20 protein-coding genes are annotated in these 18518 nt (G+C 68.1%); 16 read left to right on the forward strand and 4 right to left on the reverse strand.

What is annotated here, in order from left to right:
• Positions 1-14: 14 nt before the first annotated feature.
• On the reverse strand, positions 15-602 hold the full coding sequence (locus tag YM304_RS12430; protein ID WP_162142070.1) for a CDP-alcohol phosphatidyltransferase family protein: 588 nt from the start codon (positions 600-602) through the stop codon (positions 15-17).
• A 198-nt stretch (positions 603-800) separates the two neighbouring features.
• On the opposite strand from YM304_RS12430, the gene YM304_RS12435 reads away from it, so the two are divergent.
• Complete coding sequence (locus YM304_RS12435) at positions 801-1172, forward strand: single-stranded DNA-binding protein (RefSeq protein ID WP_041298269.1); 372 nt, start codon at positions 801-803, stop codon at positions 1170-1172.
• Here the strand turns inward: YM304_RS12435 and YM304_RS12440 are convergent.
• Positions 1153-2337 carry a DUF1015 family protein gene (locus YM304_RS12440; protein ID WP_015442045.1) on the reverse strand — a complete coding sequence of 395 codons (1185 nt, stop codon included), beginning with the start codon at positions 2335-2337 and terminating at the stop codon, positions 1153-1155. The genes YM304_RS12435 and YM304_RS12440 overlap by 20 nt on opposite strands.
• A gap of 49 nt (positions 2338-2386) precedes the next feature.
• Between YM304_RS12440 and YM304_RS12445 the strand changes: the two genes are divergently transcribed.
• From YM304_RS12445 to YM304_RS22570, 9 genes are all read left to right on the forward strand, one after another.
• Positions 2387-3196 (forward strand): HAD-IIA family hydrolase, encoded by an 810-nt coding sequence (locus YM304_RS12445; protein WP_015442046.1) that lies wholly within the window; start codon positions 2387-2389, stop codon positions 3194-3196.
• Between the two features lie 9 nt (positions 3197-3205).
• Positions 3206-3763 carry a hypothetical protein gene (locus YM304_RS25295; protein ID WP_015442047.1) on the forward strand — a complete coding sequence of 186 codons (558 nt, stop codon included), beginning with the start codon at positions 3206-3208 and terminating at the stop codon, positions 3761-3763.
• A 16-nt stretch (positions 3764-3779) separates the two neighbouring features.
• Positions 3780-4544, forward strand: coding sequence for a TlyA family RNA methyltransferase (locus tag YM304_RS12455; protein ID WP_015442048.1), 765 nt, complete (start codon positions 3780-3782; stop codon positions 4542-4544).
• A complete protein-coding gene (locus YM304_RS12460) occupies positions 4541-5404 on the forward strand; it encodes an NAD(+)/NADH kinase (RefSeq protein WP_154723438.1) in 864 nt (287 codons plus the stop codon). Before YM304_RS12455 ends, YM304_RS12460 begins: the two co-directional genes overlap by 4 nt.
• Before the next feature lie 66 nt (positions 5405-5470).
• A complete protein-coding gene (gene recN / locus YM304_RS12465) occupies positions 5471-7063 on the forward strand; it encodes a DNA repair protein RecN (protein WP_015442050.1) in 1593 nt (530 codons plus the stop codon).
• A gap of 82 nt (positions 7064-7145) precedes the next feature.
• Positions 7146-8798 carry a CTP synthase gene (locus YM304_RS12470; RefSeq protein WP_015442051.1) on the forward strand — a complete coding sequence of 551 codons (1653 nt, stop codon included), beginning with the start codon at positions 7146-7148 and terminating at the stop codon, positions 8796-8798.
• Positions 8795-9358: an NUDIX hydrolase gene (locus YM304_RS12475; RefSeq protein ID WP_015442052.1), complete on the forward strand. Its 564-nt coding sequence runs from the start codon at positions 8795-8797 to the stop codon at positions 9356-9358. The genes YM304_RS12470 and YM304_RS12475 overlap by 4 nt, the downstream gene beginning before the upstream one ends.
• Before the next feature lie 11 nt (positions 9359-9369).
• Entirely contained in the window at positions 9370-10299 is a 930-nt protein-coding gene (gene xerD, locus YM304_RS12480) for a site-specific tyrosine recombinase XerD (RefSeq protein ID WP_015442053.1), read from the forward strand.
• Positions 10296-10754 (forward strand): HD domain-containing protein, encoded by a 459-nt coding sequence (locus YM304_RS22570; protein ID WP_015442054.1) that lies wholly within the window; start codon positions 10296-10298, stop codon positions 10752-10754. Before xerD ends, YM304_RS22570 begins: the two co-directional genes overlap by 4 nt.
• Before the next feature lie 7 nt (positions 10755-10761).
• Here YM304_RS22570 and YM304_RS12490 read toward each other — a convergent pair whose 3' ends face one another.
• Positions 10762-12072, reverse strand: coding sequence for an MATE family efflux transporter (locus tag YM304_RS12490; protein WP_015442055.1), 1311 nt, complete (start codon positions 12070-12072; stop codon positions 10762-10764).
• Positions 12073-12103: 31 nt separating this feature from the next.
• Entirely contained in the window at positions 12104-13120 is a 1017-nt protein-coding gene (gene trpS, locus YM304_RS12495) for a tryptophan--tRNA ligase (RefSeq protein ID WP_015442056.1), read from the reverse strand.
• Between the two features lie 46 nt (positions 13121-13166).
• Here trpS and YM304_RS12500 point away from each other — a divergent pair, with 46 nt between their 5' ends.
• From YM304_RS12500 to YM304_RS12525, 6 genes are read left to right on the forward strand one after another with little or no spacing between them, the layout of a single operon-like run.
• Positions 13167-13943 carry a segregation and condensation protein A gene (locus YM304_RS12500; protein WP_015442057.1) on the forward strand — a complete coding sequence of 259 codons (777 nt, stop codon included), beginning with the start codon at positions 13167-13169 and terminating at the stop codon, positions 13941-13943.
• 3 nt (positions 13944-13946) lie between these two features.
• Positions 13947-14729: an SMC-Scp complex subunit ScpB gene (gene scpB / locus YM304_RS12505; RefSeq protein WP_015442058.1), complete on the forward strand. Its 783-nt coding sequence runs from the start codon at positions 13947-13949 to the stop codon at positions 14727-14729.
• The gene (locus YM304_RS12510; protein ID WP_231897590.1) at positions 14713-15507 is read left to right on the forward strand and encodes a pseudouridine synthase; all 795 of its coding nucleotides are present in this window, start codon (positions 14713-14715) and stop codon (positions 15505-15507) included. The genes scpB and YM304_RS12510 overlap by 17 nt, the downstream gene beginning before the upstream one ends.
• Positions 15504-16583 carry a prephenate dehydrogenase gene (locus YM304_RS12515; RefSeq protein ID WP_015442060.1) on the forward strand — a complete coding sequence of 360 codons (1080 nt, stop codon included), beginning with the start codon at positions 15504-15506 and terminating at the stop codon, positions 16581-16583. Before YM304_RS12510 ends, YM304_RS12515 begins: the two co-directional genes overlap by 4 nt.
• On the forward strand, positions 16580-17878 hold the full coding sequence (aroA, locus tag YM304_RS12520) for a 3-phosphoshikimate 1-carboxyvinyltransferase (RefSeq protein WP_015442061.1): 1299 nt from the start codon (positions 16580-16582) through the stop codon (positions 17876-17878). Before YM304_RS12515 ends, aroA begins: the two co-directional genes overlap by 4 nt.
• On the forward strand, positions 17875-18510 hold the full coding sequence (locus YM304_RS12525) for an HAD-IB family hydrolase (RefSeq protein ID WP_015442062.1): 636 nt from the start codon (positions 17875-17877) through the stop codon (positions 18508-18510). Before aroA ends, YM304_RS12525 begins: the two co-directional genes overlap by 4 nt.
• The last annotated feature ends 8 nt before the right edge of the window (positions 18511-18518 follow it).

Consider the following 18518-nt stretch of genomic DNA (forward strand, 5'->3'; position numbering starts at 1 on the left):
TGGGGGTTCGAAGTTCATCGCAGTGCTCCGGCGGCCCAGCGCACACGTTCGGCGGCGGTGATGGCGACGGCGGCCGCCATGATCCACCAGATCGTGGAAGCTGCGTCGGGGAGCGCGAGGGCGACGACGAAGAACACGATCGTCTCGGTGCCTTCGACGAGTCCGCGAGGAATCTCCACCGCGGTCGCCGACGCGTTCCGACCGGCGCCGAGTGAGCGCTTCGCGAGAATCGACGACAGATAGGCCCAGGTGGTGACGTTGACGTAGAACGTGGCGAGCAGCACGGCGGTGGCGATCCAGGTGGCTCGATCGTCGACGGCCACGGCGATGCCGAGTGGGATGGCGGCGTACCCGGTCACGTCGAACACGATGTCGACGAGGCCGCCGAGATCGCTGTCCCGTCCGCTGCGCCGGGCGACGAGTCCGTCGAGTCCGTCGGCGATGCGACCGGCCAGGAACAGCACGACGGCGAGCGCTACGAGGCGTCGAGATGCGGCGACCGCAGCGGTCAGCGTGAGGGCGAGACCGCCCGCCGAGACGGCGAGCGGCGGCATGCGTACGACCGGACCGCGGGCGAGCGGGGAGAGCAACCTGTCCTTCACCGGGCGCAAGGTCGAATCGAGCATCGTGGAGGTCAAACCTTGCACACCTCACGATCAGTCCGCACCACGTGCGTGTTTCGTGTTTGGTCACGGTTCGGCGACCACATCGCAGCCGCTCGGGCATCTCTGTGACAGGGCGTCTCTATGTTGATCGTTGCCGACTCTCCCCGAATGCAACGTTCACATCCGGGAGACCCCATGAACATTCCGTCCAACACGGTCGTGCTGCGTGGCACGATCGCCAACGAACCGACCGATCGTCAGCTGCCGTCCGGCGTCACCGTGGTGCAGTTCGATCTGCGCACCATCGTCACCGGCGCCGACCGGTCCGACACGATCACCGTCCCACTGTCGTGGAGCGATCCGACTGCGGCGGGCCGTGCCGCAGCGGTCGACGGTGCCGACGTGGTCGTCACCGGCACGGTGCGGCGACGCTTCTTCCGTGCGGGCGGGCAGACCCAGAGTCGCACCGAGGTGGTGGTCGATCGTCTCGTGCCGTCGAGGCGCACGAAGTCGGTGAGGTCACTCCTCGCCGCGGTGGCCGCCGATCTCACGCAAGACTGCGGATGACCAAACCGGTGAGCAGCTTCGGGGTGAAGAACGTCGATTTCGGCGGCATGACGATGCCTTCACGGGCGGTGCGTTCGATCTCTTCGATGCTCACGGGCCGGATCAGCACACCGGCGACGGCGTCGCCCGACGCAACGGCGTCGGCCACGCGGTCGACTCCGTGCTGGTAGGTGACCGAGTGATCGACGTCGGCGAGGAGATGCTCGAGCCACACGCCGTCGAGGGCGCGGACGTCGTCGAACGCACCGGGTCGGGGAGTGAGCCATTCGGCGTTGCCGTCGGCGTGCACCAGGCACAGCGCGCCGCGCTCGTTCATCTCGGCGAGCGTCGATGCCGAGGCAGCCCCGGCTGGTGAGCGCTCGAAGCCCACGTCGAGCGCGGCGACGAGATCGTCGAGCGAGATGTCGCTGTACAGACGGTGGATGGCCTCCACGCTGAGCTGATCGCCGACGAGTTCGCTGACGAACACGAGCGTGTCTTCGGCCGGCGTCGAGTCGCTGCCCGACGCTGCTCGCACCTCGTCGCGGAACTGCTGAGCGACGCCATAGCGGTGATGCCCGTCGGCGATGAGTACGTCGTCGGTGGCGATCTTGGCCGAGATCGCCTCGATGCGTGCCGGGTCGCTCACGCGCTCCACGGTGTGTTCGACGCCGTCGAGGGTGACCGAGGCGATCTGCTCACCGGGCTCCATCAGGAGTTCGGTGAGGCCACCAGCGAGCGAAAGCCCCCACACCGGCGACATGTTGGCGTTGGTCGCCCGCGTGAGATCGAGTCGGTCGGTCGAGGCCTTGGGGGTGATGCGCTCGTGGGGGAGCACGCCGCATTCGCCGTACGGGCCGACTTCCAATCCGCCGAGCACGCCGACGATGTTGCGGTCGGCACCGCTGGCGTCGACGAAGCGCAGGCGGTACAGCGTGTACGTCGGCGTGTCGTCGTACGACATGACGCGCGCATCGATCCACTCGGCGAGCACTCGGGCCGCCGCGTCGTAGCGATCGGCACCGTCTGCTTCGCGCGGCACGTCGACGTGGGTGATGTTGAACGGGCTCCGCGCGTTGAGCGCATCGAGGTCGGCCGGCGACAGCACGTCGTAGGGCGGCGCGATCAGATCGTCGATCTGCGAGTCGCAGTAGCGGAGGGCAGGGAACGGGGTGAACCTGGGCACCCGAACAGGATGCCAGCCAACACGCCGCTTGGTGGCACCATTGCCGACGATGTCGTTCGAACCCGACCAGATCTCGACCGTGCTCTGCGATCTCGACGGGGTCGTCTGGCTCGCGCACCAGCCGATACCGGGCTCGGTGGAGGCGATCGCACGCCTCCGTGCATCGGGACGCCGGGTCATGTTCGTCACCAACAACTCGTCGAAACTCGTCGCCGAGCAGGAATCGGCCCTCGGAGCGATCGGCATACCGGCGATCGGTGACGTGGTCAGCTCGGCGATGGCCGGTGCGGCTCTGGTCGCACCCGGCGAACGGGTCCTCGTCGCCGGCGGACCGGGCGTGGTGGAAGCGGTCGAGCGCCGCGGCGCCACCGCACTGCTCAACGACGGCGAGACCGACCACGGTCCCGTCGACGCGGTCGTGGTCGGGCTGCATCGTGAGTTCGACTACTGGCGCCTCGCCACCGCCGCCAAAGCGGTGATGAACGGTGCCCGTCTCATCGGCACCAACGGCGACACCACCTTCCCGACACCCAGCGGTCTCGAGCCCGGTGGCGGTGCCCTCGTCGCCGCGGTAGCGACGGTCGCGGGCGTCGACGCCGTGATCGGTGGCAAACCACATCGTCCGATGGCCGACGTGATCCTCGACGTGCTCTCGACCGCTGCCGACCGTTTCGATCCGCAACACGCGCTCATGGTCGGCGACCGACTCGACACCGACGGTCTGTTCGGCCGCGAACTCGGCTCGCCGTTCGCGCTCGTTCGTTCGGGCGTGATCGAGCCGGGAGCAGCGATCGACCCGTCGGTGCCGGTGGCCCTCGACGTGTCCGATCTCGCGGCGGTGGCCGCTGCGCTTGGGTAGTCTTCGCCCATGGCCAACTCCACGCTCCAACGCCTGCTCGACGCCGGTGTCCAGTTCGGTGAGATGTCGAAGAAGCAAGCCGAGTCGATCGTGCGCCAGCTGGTCAAAGCCGGCGAAGTGCAGAAGCGCGACACCGAGCACCTCGTCAGCAGCCTCGTCGAGCGTGGCCGTGACACCTCCGAGAAGGTGAGCGAGGCCATCCAACGCGAGGTGTCCAAGCAGGTCAGCTGGATGTCGGAGCGCTTCGACGAACTCGAAGACCGCTTCGAAGACCTCGCCGAGTCGCTCGCCGCCCGCGTCGGCAACGAGGCCCCAGCCGAGAAACAGCCGGCAGCCAGGAAGAAGACTGCGCCGAAGAAGAAGACCGCAGCAAAGAAGAAGGCCGCGCCGAAGAAGAAGGCCGCAGCAAAGAAGAAGAAGGCTGCACCGAAGAAGACCGCAGCAAAGAAGAAGGCCGCACCGAAGAAGAAGGCGGCGCCACGCAAGAAGAGCGCGGCCAAGAAGGCGGTCGGCTCGTCGGGCGTCGCACCGGTAAAGACCAGCCGCGCCAAGCGCGACGCCAGCTGACCACGACCGTCGATCGATGGCGCCACGACGTCGGCTCGACGCCGAACTGGTGCGACGTGAGCTCGTTCCGAGCCGCGCCGTCGCCCAACAACTCATTGAGGCCGACCGTGTGCTGGTCAACGGGGCGATCGCCGCAAAAGCATCGCGCCAGGTCGCTCCCGGCGATGCCGTCGTCGTGGAGGGACCTCCGGCGCGTTTCGTCGGTCGCGGCGCCGAGAAGCTCGAACACGCGCTCACCGAGTTCGACATCGACGTGACCGGACTCCGTCTGCTCGATGCCGGTGCATCGACCGGAGGGTTCACCGACTCCGTGCTGCAACGCGGTGCTCGCCACGTCGTCGCCGTCGACGTCGGGCACGGCCAACTCCACGAACGCCTCCGCGCCGACGAGCGGGTCACCAACCTCGAGCGCCAGAACATCCGAGCGGTCACGCCCGAGATCGTCGGCGGCCTCGTCGACGGCGTCGTCGGCGATCTGTCGTTCATCTCGCTGCGGTTGGTGATCGACCCGATCGTGTCGGTCTGCGTGCCCGGCGGTTTTCTGGTGCTGCTCGTCAAGCCACAGTTCGAGGCCGGGCGCACCGAGGTGAGCAGAGGGCGCGGCATCGTCACCGACCCGGCGATCCACGAGCGGGTGCGCGGCGAGATCGGCGACGCACTCGCCGACGCCGGCTGCACGGTCGTCGACTGGACCACGTCGCCGATCACCGGTGCCGACGGCAACGTCGAGTTCTTGGTCCATGCCACCACCCCCGTCGAGGTGGCAGGATCAGCGTCGTGAGTTCTGCCATGCCCCGTCGTCTGATGCTCGTCGCACACCACGAGCGCGCCGAAGCGGAGGTCCATGCCACGGCGATCGCAGCATGGTGTGCTGCCAACGACGTCGAGTTCTGGATGCCGCCGATCGACGCGACCGAGCTGGCGTTGCCGCAGCACGGCAGCGATCGTCCGGCGTCGGACGCCGACGCGGTGGTGAGCCTCGGCGGCGACGGCACGATGTTGCGCAGCGTCGAGTTGCTCGAAGGGGCCGACGTTCCGCTCATCGGCGTCAACCTCGGCTCGCTGGGCTATCTCACCGAGGTCGAGCCCGAGTCGATGACCAGCGCCTTCGATCGTTTCGCGCTCGGCGCCGAGGAGGGGGAGTGGCACCTCGACGAGCGCATGATGCTCGATGTGGCCGTCAACGGTGAGGTCATCGGACGCTCGCTCAACGAGGCCGTGGTCGAGAAGAACCAGTCGGGCCACACCGTGCGACTGCTCGCCCGGATCGACGGAGACCCGTTCACCCACTACGAAGCCGACGGGTTGATCGTGTCGACGCCGACCGGGTCGACCGCGTACTCGCTGTCGGCTCGCGGGCCGATCGTGTCGCCGCAGCACCGTGCGATCCTGCTCACGCCGGTGTCGCCGCACATGCTCTTCGACCGGTCGCTGGTGCTCAGCCCGAGCGAGGTCGTCGAGATCGAGGTCGCAGGTCATCGGCGAGCCGACGTCGCCGTCGACGGTCAACCGGGCGGGGTGCTCGAACCCGGCGACGTCGTGCGTTGCAGCCCGTCGAAGGCCACCGCCAAGTTCGTGCGCTTCGGCGCTTACCGCTACCACCAGATCCTCAAGTCGAAGTTCGGTCTCACCGACCGCTGACGTCCGACAGCGGCGTCACCTCGCTCGCCGTGCAACTCTGTGACACCCGTGGTGTTCACTGGTGGTGTGCTGACAGAACTGCATATCGAGAACCTCGGCGTCATCGAACAACTCGATCTCGTCCTCGGAGCTGGTCTCACCGCGCTCACCGGCGAGACGGGCGCGGGCAAGACGATGCTGGTCGAAGCGATCGAGCTGCTCGTGGGTGGCCGAGCCGACACCACGATCATTCGCCACGGCGCCGACGAGGCCCGTGTCGACGGACGCTTCATCGACGCCGACGGGGTCGAACGCGTGCTCAGCCGGGTGATTCCCACCTCCGGGCGGTCGCGGGCGTACGTCGACGGCCGGCTGGCCACGGTCACGTCGCTCGCCGAGACGGCCGCGCACATGGTCGATCTCCACGGGCAGCACGCCCATCAGAGCCTGCTGTCGGTCGCGACGCAGCGAGCGGCGCTCGATCAGTTCGGCGGTGTCGACCTGTCGCCGCTACGTGAGGCCAGAGCACGGTTGACCGAGATCGACGCGGCGCTCGCGGCCCTCGGCGGCGACGAACGAGTCCGGGCTCGCGAGATCGACCTCTTGAAGTTCCAGGTCGAGGAACTCGACGCTGCCGACATCGTCGACCCCGACGAAGACGTCGACCTCGATGCCGAGGAGTCGGTGCTGGCCGATGCGGTCGCCCACCGCGAGGCCGGGGCCCTGGCGTACGAATCACTCGGCGGCGAGAGCGGTGCGCGCGATGCGATCGGCGCGGCGCTCGCAGCGATCGACGGGCGACGTCCGTATCTCGAGATCGCGAGCCGACTCCACGAGGTGGTCGCCGAGGTCGATGATCTGGTCGCCGCGCTGCGAGACACCGCCGACGGCATCGACGAGTCGCCCGACCGCCTCGAAGAGGTGCGCCTCCGTCGCCAACTCCTCGTCGATCTCCGGCGCAAGTACGGCGACACGCTCGCCGACGTCATGGCATTCCACGCCGAGACCGAAGACCGGTTGCGCGAGTTGGAGTCGTACGAGCAGCGCGCCGCCGAACTCGATGCCGAACGTGTGGCGGCGCTCGATGCGGAGAAGCAGGCCGCCAAGGTGGTCGGCAAGCAGCGCCGTGCGGCTGCGCCACGGTTGGCCGAGCAGGTCGAGGCGCACCTGCGAGAACTCGCCATGCCCAATGCCGCGATCGCGGTCGAGGTGGGCGAGCACGCCAACGACGATCCGGGCGATCGCGTCCAGTTCCTGCTGGCCGCCAACCCCGGAGCGCCGGTGCTGCCGCTCACCCGCGTGGCCTCGGGTGGCGAACTCGCCCGAGCGATGCTGGCGCTGCGACTCGTGCTGTCGGCGAGCGTGGGCGACGGCAACGGTGCCGACACGCTGGTGTTCGACGAAGTCGATGCAGGCATCGGGGGAGAGGCCGCGCAAGCGGTCGGCGCCGCGTTGGCGGGGCTGGCCCAGCATCACCAGGTGCTGGTGGTGACCCACCTCGCGCAGGTCGCCGCGGCCGCCGATGCACAGGTGTCGGTGTCGAAGAAGGTCGTGAAGGGCGCGACCTTTGCCGCTGCGAAGCGTCTCTCCGACGACGAGCGGGTCGACGAGTTGGCCCGCATGTTGTCAGGAAGCACGTCGGAGTCCGCGTTGCAGCACGCACGCGAACTACTTCGATGACATTAGTTGGCCAGTTCGCGACGAGCAGGCTGCGCGACGGGTTAAGGTGATTTCCCGTCGTGGTATCGAGACGGAGGTTCACATGCCCAAGCACATTTTCGTGACAGGTGGCGTCGCCAGCGCATTGGGCAAAGGCCTGACGGCCTCGTCGCTCGGGCGACTTCTGAAGATGCGTGGCCTCCGTGTCACCATGCAGAAGCTCGATCCGTACATCAACATCGACCCGGGCACGATGAACCCGTTCGAGCACGGTGAGGTCTTCGTCACCGACGACGGCGGCGAGACCGATCTCGACCTCGGCCACTACGAGCGCTTCATCGACGAGAACCTGTCGCGCAACTCGAACGCCACGACCGGCTCGATCTACCAGTCGGTGCTCGCTGCCGAGCGGCGCGGTGACTACCTCGGCAAGACCGTGCAGGTCATCCCGCACATCACCGACGAGATCAAGCGTCGCATCGAACGCGTCGCCCACGACGACGTCGACGTGGTCATCACCGAAGTCGGTGGCACCGTCGGCGACATCGAGATCCTGCCCTTCCTCGAGTCGATCCGCCAGTTCCGCAACAAGGTCGGCCGAGACAACGTCTGCTATCTCCACGTCACGCTGGTGCCCTACATCGGCCCCGCCGGTGAGCAGAAGACGAAGCCCACGCAGCACTCGGTCACCGAGCTGCGCAGTCGCGGCATCCAGCCCGACGTAATCGTGTGCCGGAGCGAGGAACCGCTGTCGCACGAGCTGAAGCGAAAGATCTCGCAGATGTGCGACGTCGACGAGCGGGCGGTCATCAACGCTGCCGACGCGGGCAACATCTACGAACTCCCCCTGATCTTCCACGACGAAGGCCTCGACACCTTCGTGTGCGACGTGTTGCGCATCGACGACGAGGTCGATCTGTCGTCGTGGCAGCGTGTGGTCGAAAAGGTCGAAGCTGCGGTCAAGCCCGTCAAGATCGGGCTGATCGGCAAGTACATCGAACTGCCCGACGCCTACCTGTCGGTCGTCGAGAGCCTCAAGCACGCCGGCTTCCATCACGGTGCGAAGGTCGAGATCGAGTGGATCCAGTCCGAGAACGTCGAAGGGCTGCTCGCCGACGGTGAACTCGGCGAACTCGACGGCATCGTCATCCCGGGCGGCTTCGGCTATCGAGGTGTCGAAGGCAAGATCGCGGCAGCGAAGTACGCCCGCGAGCAACGGCTCCCGTGCCTCGGTATCTGCCTCGGCTTGCAGGCGATGGCCATCGACTTCGCACGACACGTGGTCGGGCTCACCGAAGCCAACTCCACCGAATTCGACGCCACCACCAAGCACCCGATCATCGACCTCATGCTCGAACAGCGCGGCATCGAAGACAAGGGCGGCACGATGCGCCTCGGGGCGCACTACGCCGTGTTGGCCAACGACTCCCAGGTCGCCAAGGCCTACGGGGAGCCCGTGGTCTCGGAGCGGCACCGCCACCGCTACGAGTTCAACGACCGCTACCGCGCCCAGCTCGAAGCCGAGGGCCTGTGGTGTTCGGGAACATCGCCCGACAACAAGCTGGTCGAGTTCATCGAGTTGCCGGGCCATCCGTTCTGGGTCGCCACGCAGGCGCATCCCGAGTTCAAGAGCCGTCCCGATCGTCCGCACCCGCTGTTCCGCGAGCTGATCGGCGCCGCGCTCGAACATCGTGGCGATGCGCCGGACGTCGCCGCCGCCGATGCGTCGGCCACCGTCGAGCCGTCGCTGACGTGACCGGGTTTCGACGGGTCGACGAATCGAAGGTCCACCAGGGCTACGTCTGGCATCTCGCCACCGCCGAGTTCGAATCACCCGACGGCGAACGCTTCCACCGTGACATCGTCCGGTCGCCGGGTGCCGTGGGTGTCGTCCCACTGACGGTCGACGACGATGGCGTCGCGTCGGTCGTGCTCGTGTCGCAGTACCGCCCGCCGTACGACGACTACGTCGTCGAGATTCCCGCCGGCATGCGTGACATCGAGGGCGAGGATGTCATCGAGGTCGGGCGGCGCGAGCTGATCGAGGAGGCCGGTCTCGAGGCCGGTTCGATCGAGTTGCTCGGCGAGATCTACCCGTCGCCGGGCATGACCGATTCGGTCACGTCGATCTGTCTCGCCACCGACTGCACCGAGGTGGCGACCGACCGGCAGGGCCCCGAGGAAGCGTTCATGGAACTGCTTCACGTGCCGCTGTCGGAGGCGCTGGCGATGATCGATGCCGGACGCATCCTCGACGCCAAGACGGTCACGGGGCTGCTGATGACCGATCGGCGACTGCGCTCGACCGGCGACTGATCGACTGCCTCATGGCCACGGCGCCACTCCCGCTCGAAGCCGAGGAGTTCTTGGCGTGGATGCTCTCGGAGAAGGGCCGGTCGGCCAACACCCTCGCCGCCTACCGGCGCGATCTTCGCTCGTACTGCACCTGGCTCGAAGAGCGCGGGCACACCGTGCTCGATGTCGATCACACGACGCTGGTGGCGTTCACGACCGAGCGGAAGGCGAGCGACTCCGCGACGTCGACGGTCGCTCGGCAACTCGCGGCGATACGCATGCTGCACCGATATCTCCTCGTCGAAGGTGAACGTGGCGATGATCCAACGGCCGATCTCGAAGGCGTCAAGGTGCCGTCGGGAATCCCGAAGCCGTTGACCGAGACACAGATCAACAGCCTGCTGGCCTCGGTCGTGGGCCACACGCCGATCGATCACCGCGACCGGGCGCTGCTCGAACTGCTCTACGCGACCGGGGCGCGTATCTCCGAGGCGACCGGGCTGTCGATCGGCGACCTCGACCTCGATGGCCGACTCGTCCGGCTCTACGGCAAGGGCTCCAAGGAACGCATCGTGCCGTTCGGGTCGGCCGCCGCAGGCGCGCTCGACGACTGGTTCTCGCCGCGAGGGCGTGCCCGCCTCGTCCCCGACGTGTGGCAGCGGCGCGGCGACGCCGAGGCGGTGTTCTTGAACACGCGCGGCGGCCGGTTGACGCGACAGGCGGCTTGGCTGGTCGTGAAGAAGTACGGGCAACGGTCGGGCATCTCCGACGACCTGTCACCCCACGTCCTGCGACACTCGTGCGCAACGCACCTGCTCGACCACGGGGCAGACCTGCGCGTGGTGCAGGAGATGCTCGGGCACGTCTCGATCTCGACCACCCAGGTGTACACACGAGTGAGCCAGGAGCGCTTGTTCGACGTGTACCGCTCGGCGCATCCGCGCGCCAGAATGACTTCGTGAGCACGCTCGGCGAGGTCGTCACCCAGCCCTGGCATCTCGTCGCCCGGTTCTTCCGGTCGCTGCCGCCCACGCCGCCGTCGGTCGACGACGAGTGTTGGGCCGACGACCACCTCACCCCGGCCGAGCGGCGCCTGTGGACCCGTCTGAGCAACCAGGATCGTCGGCACAGCATCGGTGTCGCCCGCCGTTTCATCGAGGCTCGCCCCACGGCGACGCGAGCCGAGATCGCCGGTGCGCTCCTGCACGACATCGGCAAGATCGAGTGCCGACTCGGCACGTTCGGCCGCGTGGTCGCCACGCTCGTCGGGCCGCGGACCGAACGTTTTTGGCTGTACCACGACCACGAGCAGATCGGTGCCGATCTGGTGACGGCGGCGGGATCCGACCCGGTGACGATCGAACTCGTCTCGGAGTCCGGCCCGGCCTACGCCGACCTCGAACGCGCCGACTACTGAGCCTCGACTACTGAGCCACGGCAGGTGCCGGCAGCACGAGGCCGGCACGCCGATGGTTGACGGCGGCGCGCAGCGTCATCCAGACCAGCAGGCCGAGCCAGATGCCGGCGATGCCGAGACCGTCGACCACGACCACCGCCGCGGCGATCGGAATCACGGCCAGCAGATAGCCCAGGGCCGCGCGGCCGAGGAACTCGTAGTCGCCCGCACCGATCAGCGAGCCGTCGGTCGCGAAGGCGACCGACCCGGGGATCATCATGACCGCGAGGAACAGCAGCGCGACCGTTGCCCGGCTCGTCACGTCGCCCTCGTTCGAGAAGATCCGGCTGACCAGGGGAGACGCGGCGGCGAGCACGATCGCCAGGCCGATGCCGATGAAGACCGAGAGGCGCACGGCGCGCCGCGACACCTCGTCGGCGCCGGGGCCTCCCTTGCCGAGTTCTTCGGCCACGAGCGTCTGAGCGGGCACCGCGAGCGCGTCGAGCGTCAACGCCAGGAAGAGGAACATCGTGACCGCGATCGAGTGCGCGGCGAGCGTGGCATCGTCGATCCGGGCGGCCAACGAGGTGGCCCCGGTGAACACCATGAGCATCGCTCCCACACGTAGCAGGAGGTGGCGCCCCGCCGCGAGGAGGGGCAACATCTCGCTCCACAGCGGCCGACGGGTGCCGGCGCTCGCGGTGTGCGGTCGGGTGCGCCACCAGAGCGCCAGTCCGGCGAACACCTGAGCGACGACCGTCGACCACGCGGCGCCGGCCACACCGAGATCGAATCCGAACACCAGCACGACCTCGATGCCGGCGTTGAGCACGTTGGCCGCCACCAACACGACCAGCGACGTGCGGTAGTCGCTGGCGCCTCGCTGGGTTCCCTGTGCGGCCAGCCCGGCCACCACGAAGGGCACACCGAGTGCGGAGATGCGCAGGTAGGTGGTGGCGAAGGCGAGTACGTCGTCGTCGGCGCCAAGCAGTCGTGTGAGCGGTTCGGCGAGCAGGACGAGGAGCGGCGTGGCGACCACGCCGATGAGCAACGCGAGCCAGAACGCCTGCACGCCCACGTCGGCCGCGCCGCGGCGGTCGTCGGCACCGAGGCGATTGGCCACGCGTTGGGTGGTGCCGTAGGCGAGGAAGTTCGAACCGGCGATCACGAGCGACAGCACCGACACCGCCACGGCGACACCACCGAGTTGTTCCTTGCCGAGTCTGCCGACGATCGCGGTGTCGACGAGTCGGTACAGGGGCTCGGCGGCGAGCGCCCCGAACGCCGGCACGGCCAGCTTCAGGATTCGTCGGTCGACGTCGGTCTCGATCAGTTGCATGCGGCCGCCCCGCCGATGGGGTGGTGACCGGTCAGGCCGGAACCATGCCGATGGCGTCGTGCACACGCTCGACGGTCGCCGACGCCACGTGACGGGCCTTCTCGGCGCCGACACGGAGCAACCGGGCGAGTTCGCCCGGGTCGCCCATGAGTTCGTTGTAGCGCTCGCGGATCGGCTCGATCGCGGCCACGACCGCCTCACCGGTCTCGACCTTGAGCTTGCCGTACATGTCGAGGCCTTCGGCGACCTGCTGCGGTGTGCGGCCGGTGACGGCGGCATTGATCTCGAGGAGGTTCGACACGCCCGGCTTGTTCTCGCGGTCGAAGCGAACCGAATCGGGCCCGGTCTCGGAGTCGGTGACCGCCCGCTTGAACTTCTTCATGATCGCCGCCGATTCGTCGACCAGGTAGATGCAGCCGGCGCCCGACTCGTCGGACTTCGACATCTTCGACGTCGGATCCTGCAGGCTCATCACGCGTGCGCCGGCGGCAGGGGTGACCGCCTCGGGGATGACGAGCGTGTCGCCGAACCGGTGATTGAAGCGGATCGCGGCGTCGCGCGTGATCTCGATGTGCTGACGCTGGTCGTCGCCGACCGGCACCTCGTTGGTGTCGTACAGCAGGATGTCGGCAGCCTGGAGCGTCGGGTAGGTGAACAACCCTGCCGACACGAAGCTTCCTTCGCGCTTGGCGGACTTGTCTTTGAACTGCGTCATGCGTGAGAGCTCGCCGAAGCTGATCTGGCACTGCATGACCCACGCGAGTTGGCTGTGCTCGGGCACGTGGCTCTGAGCGAACACGGTCGCCACCTCGGGGTCGAGGCCGACGGCGAAGAGCATCGCTGCCGTGCGCAGCGTGGCATCGCCCACCACGCCGGGTTGCTCGGTGACGGTGAGGGCGTGGAGGTCGACCACACCGTGGAAGGCGTCACATCCGTGCTGACCGTTCACCCAGTTGCGAAGCGCTCCGAGGTAGTTGCCGAGGTGCAGGTCGCCCGTCGGCTGGATACATGACAGCACGCGGGGCGGATGGGACGCTTTCGTGTTCACGGAAATGAAGCTACAGGAGCAAGTGCCTCGGTAGAATGGTCGATTCATGGCAGTAGAGGTCACCACCCCCGTGTACGAGGGGCCGTTCGATCTCCTGCTGCAGCTGATTCTCAAAGAACAGGTCGACATCTACGAGGTCAACCTGTCGACCATCGTCGATGCGTACCTCGTCGAGCTGGAGAAGCTGCAGCAGCTCGACCTCGACGTGGCGACCGGGTTCCTGCTCATCGCCGCCACGCTCGTCGAGTTGAAGGCGCGGCGCCTGCTGCCGAACATGGCCGACATGGACCTCGACGAGGAGTTCGCGCTCTGGGAGGAGCGCGACATGCTGCTCGCTCGGCTGCTCGAAGCGAAGACCTTCAAAGACGTCGCCGGCGTGTTCGCTCAGTTGGCTGAAGACGCCGACCAGTCGTTCGCGCGTGCGGTCGGCCCCGACGAGCGCTTTGCCGCGGTCATGCCCGACCTGCTCGAGGGCACGAGCGTCAAGAGCCTGCAACGAGCGGCCATCCGGGCGCTCACACCGCGACCGGTGCCGGTCGTCGACCTGTTCCACGTCAACCCGATCAAGATCACGGTCGCCGACGCCGTGTCGGAGCTGCTCGACGAGTTGCCTCGGGTCGGACGGATCTCGTTCCGGCGGCTCACCGCCGATCTCGGCGACCGCATCGAGGTGATCGTGCGATTCCTCGCCGTGCTCGAACTGTTCAAGCAGGGCGCCGTCGACATCGAACAACCCGAACGTTTCGGCGACATCGAAGTGATCTGGGCCCCCGACGAGGGGCTCGACACCGACGCCATCCTGATCGACGCCTACGAAGGCTGAGCCATGACTCTTGAAGACCCTGACGCCGTCGAGGCGAACGAATCCGATCGCGCCGAGCGTGTCGCCGAGTTCAAGCGTGCCATCGAGGCGATCGCCCTCGTCTCGCACGACCCGGTCCCGCACGAACTGCTCGCCCAACTCATCGAGCAGCCCACGGCGCTCGTCGAGCAGTGGTGCGACGAGTTGGCGCGCGAGTACCAGGCCGACAACCGAGGTTTCGAACTCGTCCGCGTGGCGGGTGGCGTCCGGTTCCAGACGGCCGCCGACCTCGCCCCGTACGTCGAGCGCTTCCTGCTGCACGATCAGCGGGCGCGTCTGTCGGGCGCGGCGCTCGACACGCTGGCCATCGTGGCTTACAAGCAGCCGATCTCGCGAGCCCAGGTCGCCGCCATCCGGGGTGTCGACCCCGACGGTGTGCTGCGCACGCTGCAGGCGCGTGGCTACATCGACGAAGTGGGGCGCGACGACGGGCCGGGCCAGGCGATCCTGTTCGGCACGACGCAGTCGTTCCTCGAGAAGCTGGGGCTCGAGTCGCTCGACGACCTGCCTCCGATCGCCAAGTTCATCCCCGGCCCCGACGTGGTCGAAGCGCTCGAACACGGGCTGCGGGTCACCCCCGAGATCGACGTCACGGCGCCGGGCACCATCGCCGCGGTCGCCGCCGACGTGCCCGACAACGAACCAGATGATGCGCCCGCCGACGCGGTGGACGACGAATCGTCGTTCGGCGAACCAGCGGCTGCGCCCGTCGACGAGGAACCTGCGAGCGATGACCGCGACGGGTGACGATCGTCCGCTGTGGGAGCAGATGGCGGCCCGCAACGCGCAACTCCCCACCGGTGAACGCCTGCAGAAGGTCCTGGCCGCCGTCGGGTTCGGCAGTCGGCGGACCGCCGAAGACCTGATCTCGGCCGGTCGCGTCACGGTCAACGGCGACGTCGCCATCCTCGGACGCCGTGTCGACCCCGACAACGACCTGATCGAGGTCGACGGTGCACCGATCGGCGTCAAGCCCGATCTGGTCTACTACATGCTCAACAAGCCGGCCGGGGTGGTCGTCACCAGCAAGGACACGCACGATCGTCGGACGATCATGGACATCGTGCCGACCGAACCGCGGGTGTTCTCGGTCGGGCGTCTCGACGCCGAGACCGAAGGCCTGCTGCTGATCACCAACGACGGGCAACTCGCCAACCGCATCGCGCATCCGAGCAACGGTGTCGACAAGGAGTACCTGGTCGAGGTCGACAACGGGGCCGTGTCGCCCGGCGGGCTGCGGCGTCTGCGAGATGGCGTCGAACTCGACGACGGCATCACCGCTCCGGCAAAGGTGTCGCAACCCGAGCCGGGCATCCTGCGCATCACGATCCACGAAGGCCGCAACCGCCAGGTGCGACGCATGTGCGAGGCCGTCGGCAATCCGGTGCGACGACTGGTTCGCACGCGGATCGGGCCCCTCGCCGACAAGACCCTTCAACCGGGGGAGTGGCGTCACTGGACCACCGACGAGCGCAACGCGATGATCGAAGCCGTTGCCGCCACCCGACTGCGGGGCAGCGAGTGAGCAACGAAGTCAACCCAACGGTGCGCCGTGCCAACGTCGTGGGTCTGGGCCTCATCGGCGGATCGATCGCCCGGGCGCTCCACGACCGTGGCTGGCACGTCACCGGCTCCGACGAAGACGAGGCCATCGCCGCCGATGCGGTGGCGCGCTCGTTCACCGACGCGGTCGGCACCGACCCCGACGCCGAGATCACGTTCGTCGCCGTGCCGGTGCTGGCCGGCGTCGATGCGGTCAAGGCGGCACTCCACGACACCAACGGCATCGTCACCGACGTGGGCAGCGTCAAGGCGCCGATCTGCGCGGCGATCACCGATCCGCGCTTCGTCGGCGGTCACCCCATGGCGGGCAGCGAACGCGACGGCCTCGACGGCGCCGACCCCGAGTTGTTCAACTCGGCGATCTGGGTGCTCACACCCGACGACGACGCCGACGACCTCGTCTTCACCGACCTCACCGCGATCATCACATCGCTCGGCTCCGAAGTCGTGGCGATCGACCCGGCCCGTCACGACGAGGTCGTGGCCGTGGTGTCGCACGTGCCGCACCTCACCGCCGCGTCGCTCATGGGCGTCGCCGCCGATCGCTCGATCCAGCACGCAGCGATGCTGCGGCTCGCCGCCGGCGGTTTCCGCGACATGACGCGTGTTGCCAGCGGACGTCCCGACATCTGGCTCGACATCTGCACCGAGAACCGGTCGGCGATCGTCGCCGCGCTGACGCACCTGATCGACGAACTCGGCCAGGTCCGCTCGGCGATCGACGACGGCGACCAGGAGCGACTGCTCGATCGGCTGTCGCGCGCGCGTACCGCTCGCCAGAACCTGCCGAGCCGGGTCGTCGACCCCGAGAGCCTCGCCGAAGTGCGGATTCCGATTCCCGACCGCATGGGTGCTGCTGCCGAAGTGTTCACGCTCGCCGCCGAACTCAGCGTCAACATCGCCAACTTCGAAGTGGTGCACGTCGCCGAGAGCAACCGCGGCATCGCGGTCGTCCTGGTCGACCTGACCCATGCCGAGGTCTTTCGTGGCGGGCTCATCGCTCGCGGGTTCCGTCCGTCGGTGCAGGCGCTCACGTGACGGTCAAGCAGGTTCGGACCGCCGAAGGCCCGGTGATCGCCGACGTCGTCGTGCCGCCGTCGAAGAGCATTGCGAACCGGGCATTGATCTGCGCCGCGCTCGCCGACGGCGAGAGCGAACTCGTCGGCCTGGCGCCGGGCGACGACACGCAGGCCATGATCGCATGCCTCGACGCACTCGGGATTCCGGTCGGCGTCGAACAGAGCGCCGAGCGCACCACGGCGCGGGTACTCGGCACCGGTGGTCGACTGCCGGTCGGCCCGATCACGCTGCACACCCGCCTCGCCGGCACCACGTCGCGGTTCATCACCGCGTTGGCGGCGCTGGGCCCGGGGCCGTACCTGATCGACGGCGAGGCACCGTTGCGCGGTCGGCCGATGGGGCCGCTGCACGATTCGCTGCACTCGCTGGGCGCCGTGCTCGAACCGGGGGAGACGTGGGGGCATCTGCCCGTCACCGTGTCGGGGCCGGTCGGCGGCGCCGACGCGTTGATGATGCCGGGCGACGTGTCGAGCCAGTACGTCACCGCCCTGATGCTCATCGCGCCGATGATCCGCAGCGGCATGCGCCTCGGCCTGTCGACCGAGCTGGTGAGCCGCCCGTACGTCGAGATCACGAAATCGGTCATGGCCTCGTTCGGTGTCACCGACGTCGACGTCGCCGAGCGCCGCATCCACGTCGGTGAGGGTCGCTATGCGCCCACGGTCTACGAGGTCGAGCCCGATGCCTCGTCGGCGAGCTATCCGCTGGCTGCGGCGGCGATGGTCGGGGGAGCGGTGAGCGTGCGGGGCCTCGGCCGAGCATCGTTGCAGGGCGACGCTGCCTTCGTCGACGTGCTCGAACGCATGGGCTGCCTCGTCACCGTCAGCGACAACACGACGGTCGTGATGCGCCGGCGCGACACCCCGCTGCGCGGCATCGACGTCGACATGGCCGACATCTCCGATCTCGTTCCGACGATGGCCGTCGTCGCCACGCAGGCCACCACACCGACCCGCATCACCGGCGTGGGATTCATCCGGGCCAAGGAGAGCGACCGTCTCGGCGACCTCGCTGCGGAGCTGAACAAGACCGGTGCCGACGTGGTGGTCGAAGACGACGGACTGCTCATCACCCCGACCGACACGCTGCACGGCAGCCGGCTCGAGACGCACCACGACCACCGACTCGCGATGGCGTTCGGCGTGTTGGGGCTGGTCGTGAGCGGTGTGGAAGTCGCCGACCCGGACGTGGTCTCGAAGAGCTGGCCCGCCTTCTGGGACGCGCTCGACGCGATCCCGGCGAGACGCGCATGAGCGAGGCACCGGCCGAAGGTCGCGGCACCGTTGCCGCATTCGACGTCGACGGGACGATCACCACGCGTGACTGTGTGGTGCCGTTCATGCGACGCATCACCGGTGCTCGACGGATCGTGCCACGGCTCGGTGTCCGCGCGCATCAGACACTTCCCACGCTGCTCCGGCGCGACCGCGACCGACTGAAGGCGCTGGCCTCGGCCGCCGCGTTCCGCGGGCACCGTGAGTCGGAGGTGCGGCGCCGTGGGGCCGAGTTCGCCCAGTTCGTGCACGATCACTGGCTGCGATCCGACACGATGGAGCGCTTCGCCGAGCACCGCACGGCCGGGCACACCATCGTGCTGGTGTCGGCGTCGTTCGAGGTCTACCTGCAGCCGCTGGCCGAACTGCTCGGCGCACACGGCGTGCTCGCCACGAAGTTGGCCGCCAGCGACGACGTGCTCACCGGTGCGCTCGACGGCCCGAACTGTCGCGGCCCCGAGAAGGTCCGTCGACTGCATGCCTGGCTCGACCAGCACCACGGCGGCCGCAGTGGGCTGCGAGTCGAGGCGTACGGCGACTCGCCGGGTGACCGCGAAATGCTCGCCGATGCCGACGTGGCTCACTGGGTCAACCGCGGGCGGGCGGCATGATCGGCCCG

It is taken from the genome of Ilumatobacter coccineus YM16-304 (assembly GCF_000348785.1).
Classification (GTDB): domain Bacteria; phylum Actinomycetota; class Acidimicrobiia; order Acidimicrobiales; family Ilumatobacteraceae; genus Ilumatobacter_A; species Ilumatobacter_A coccineus.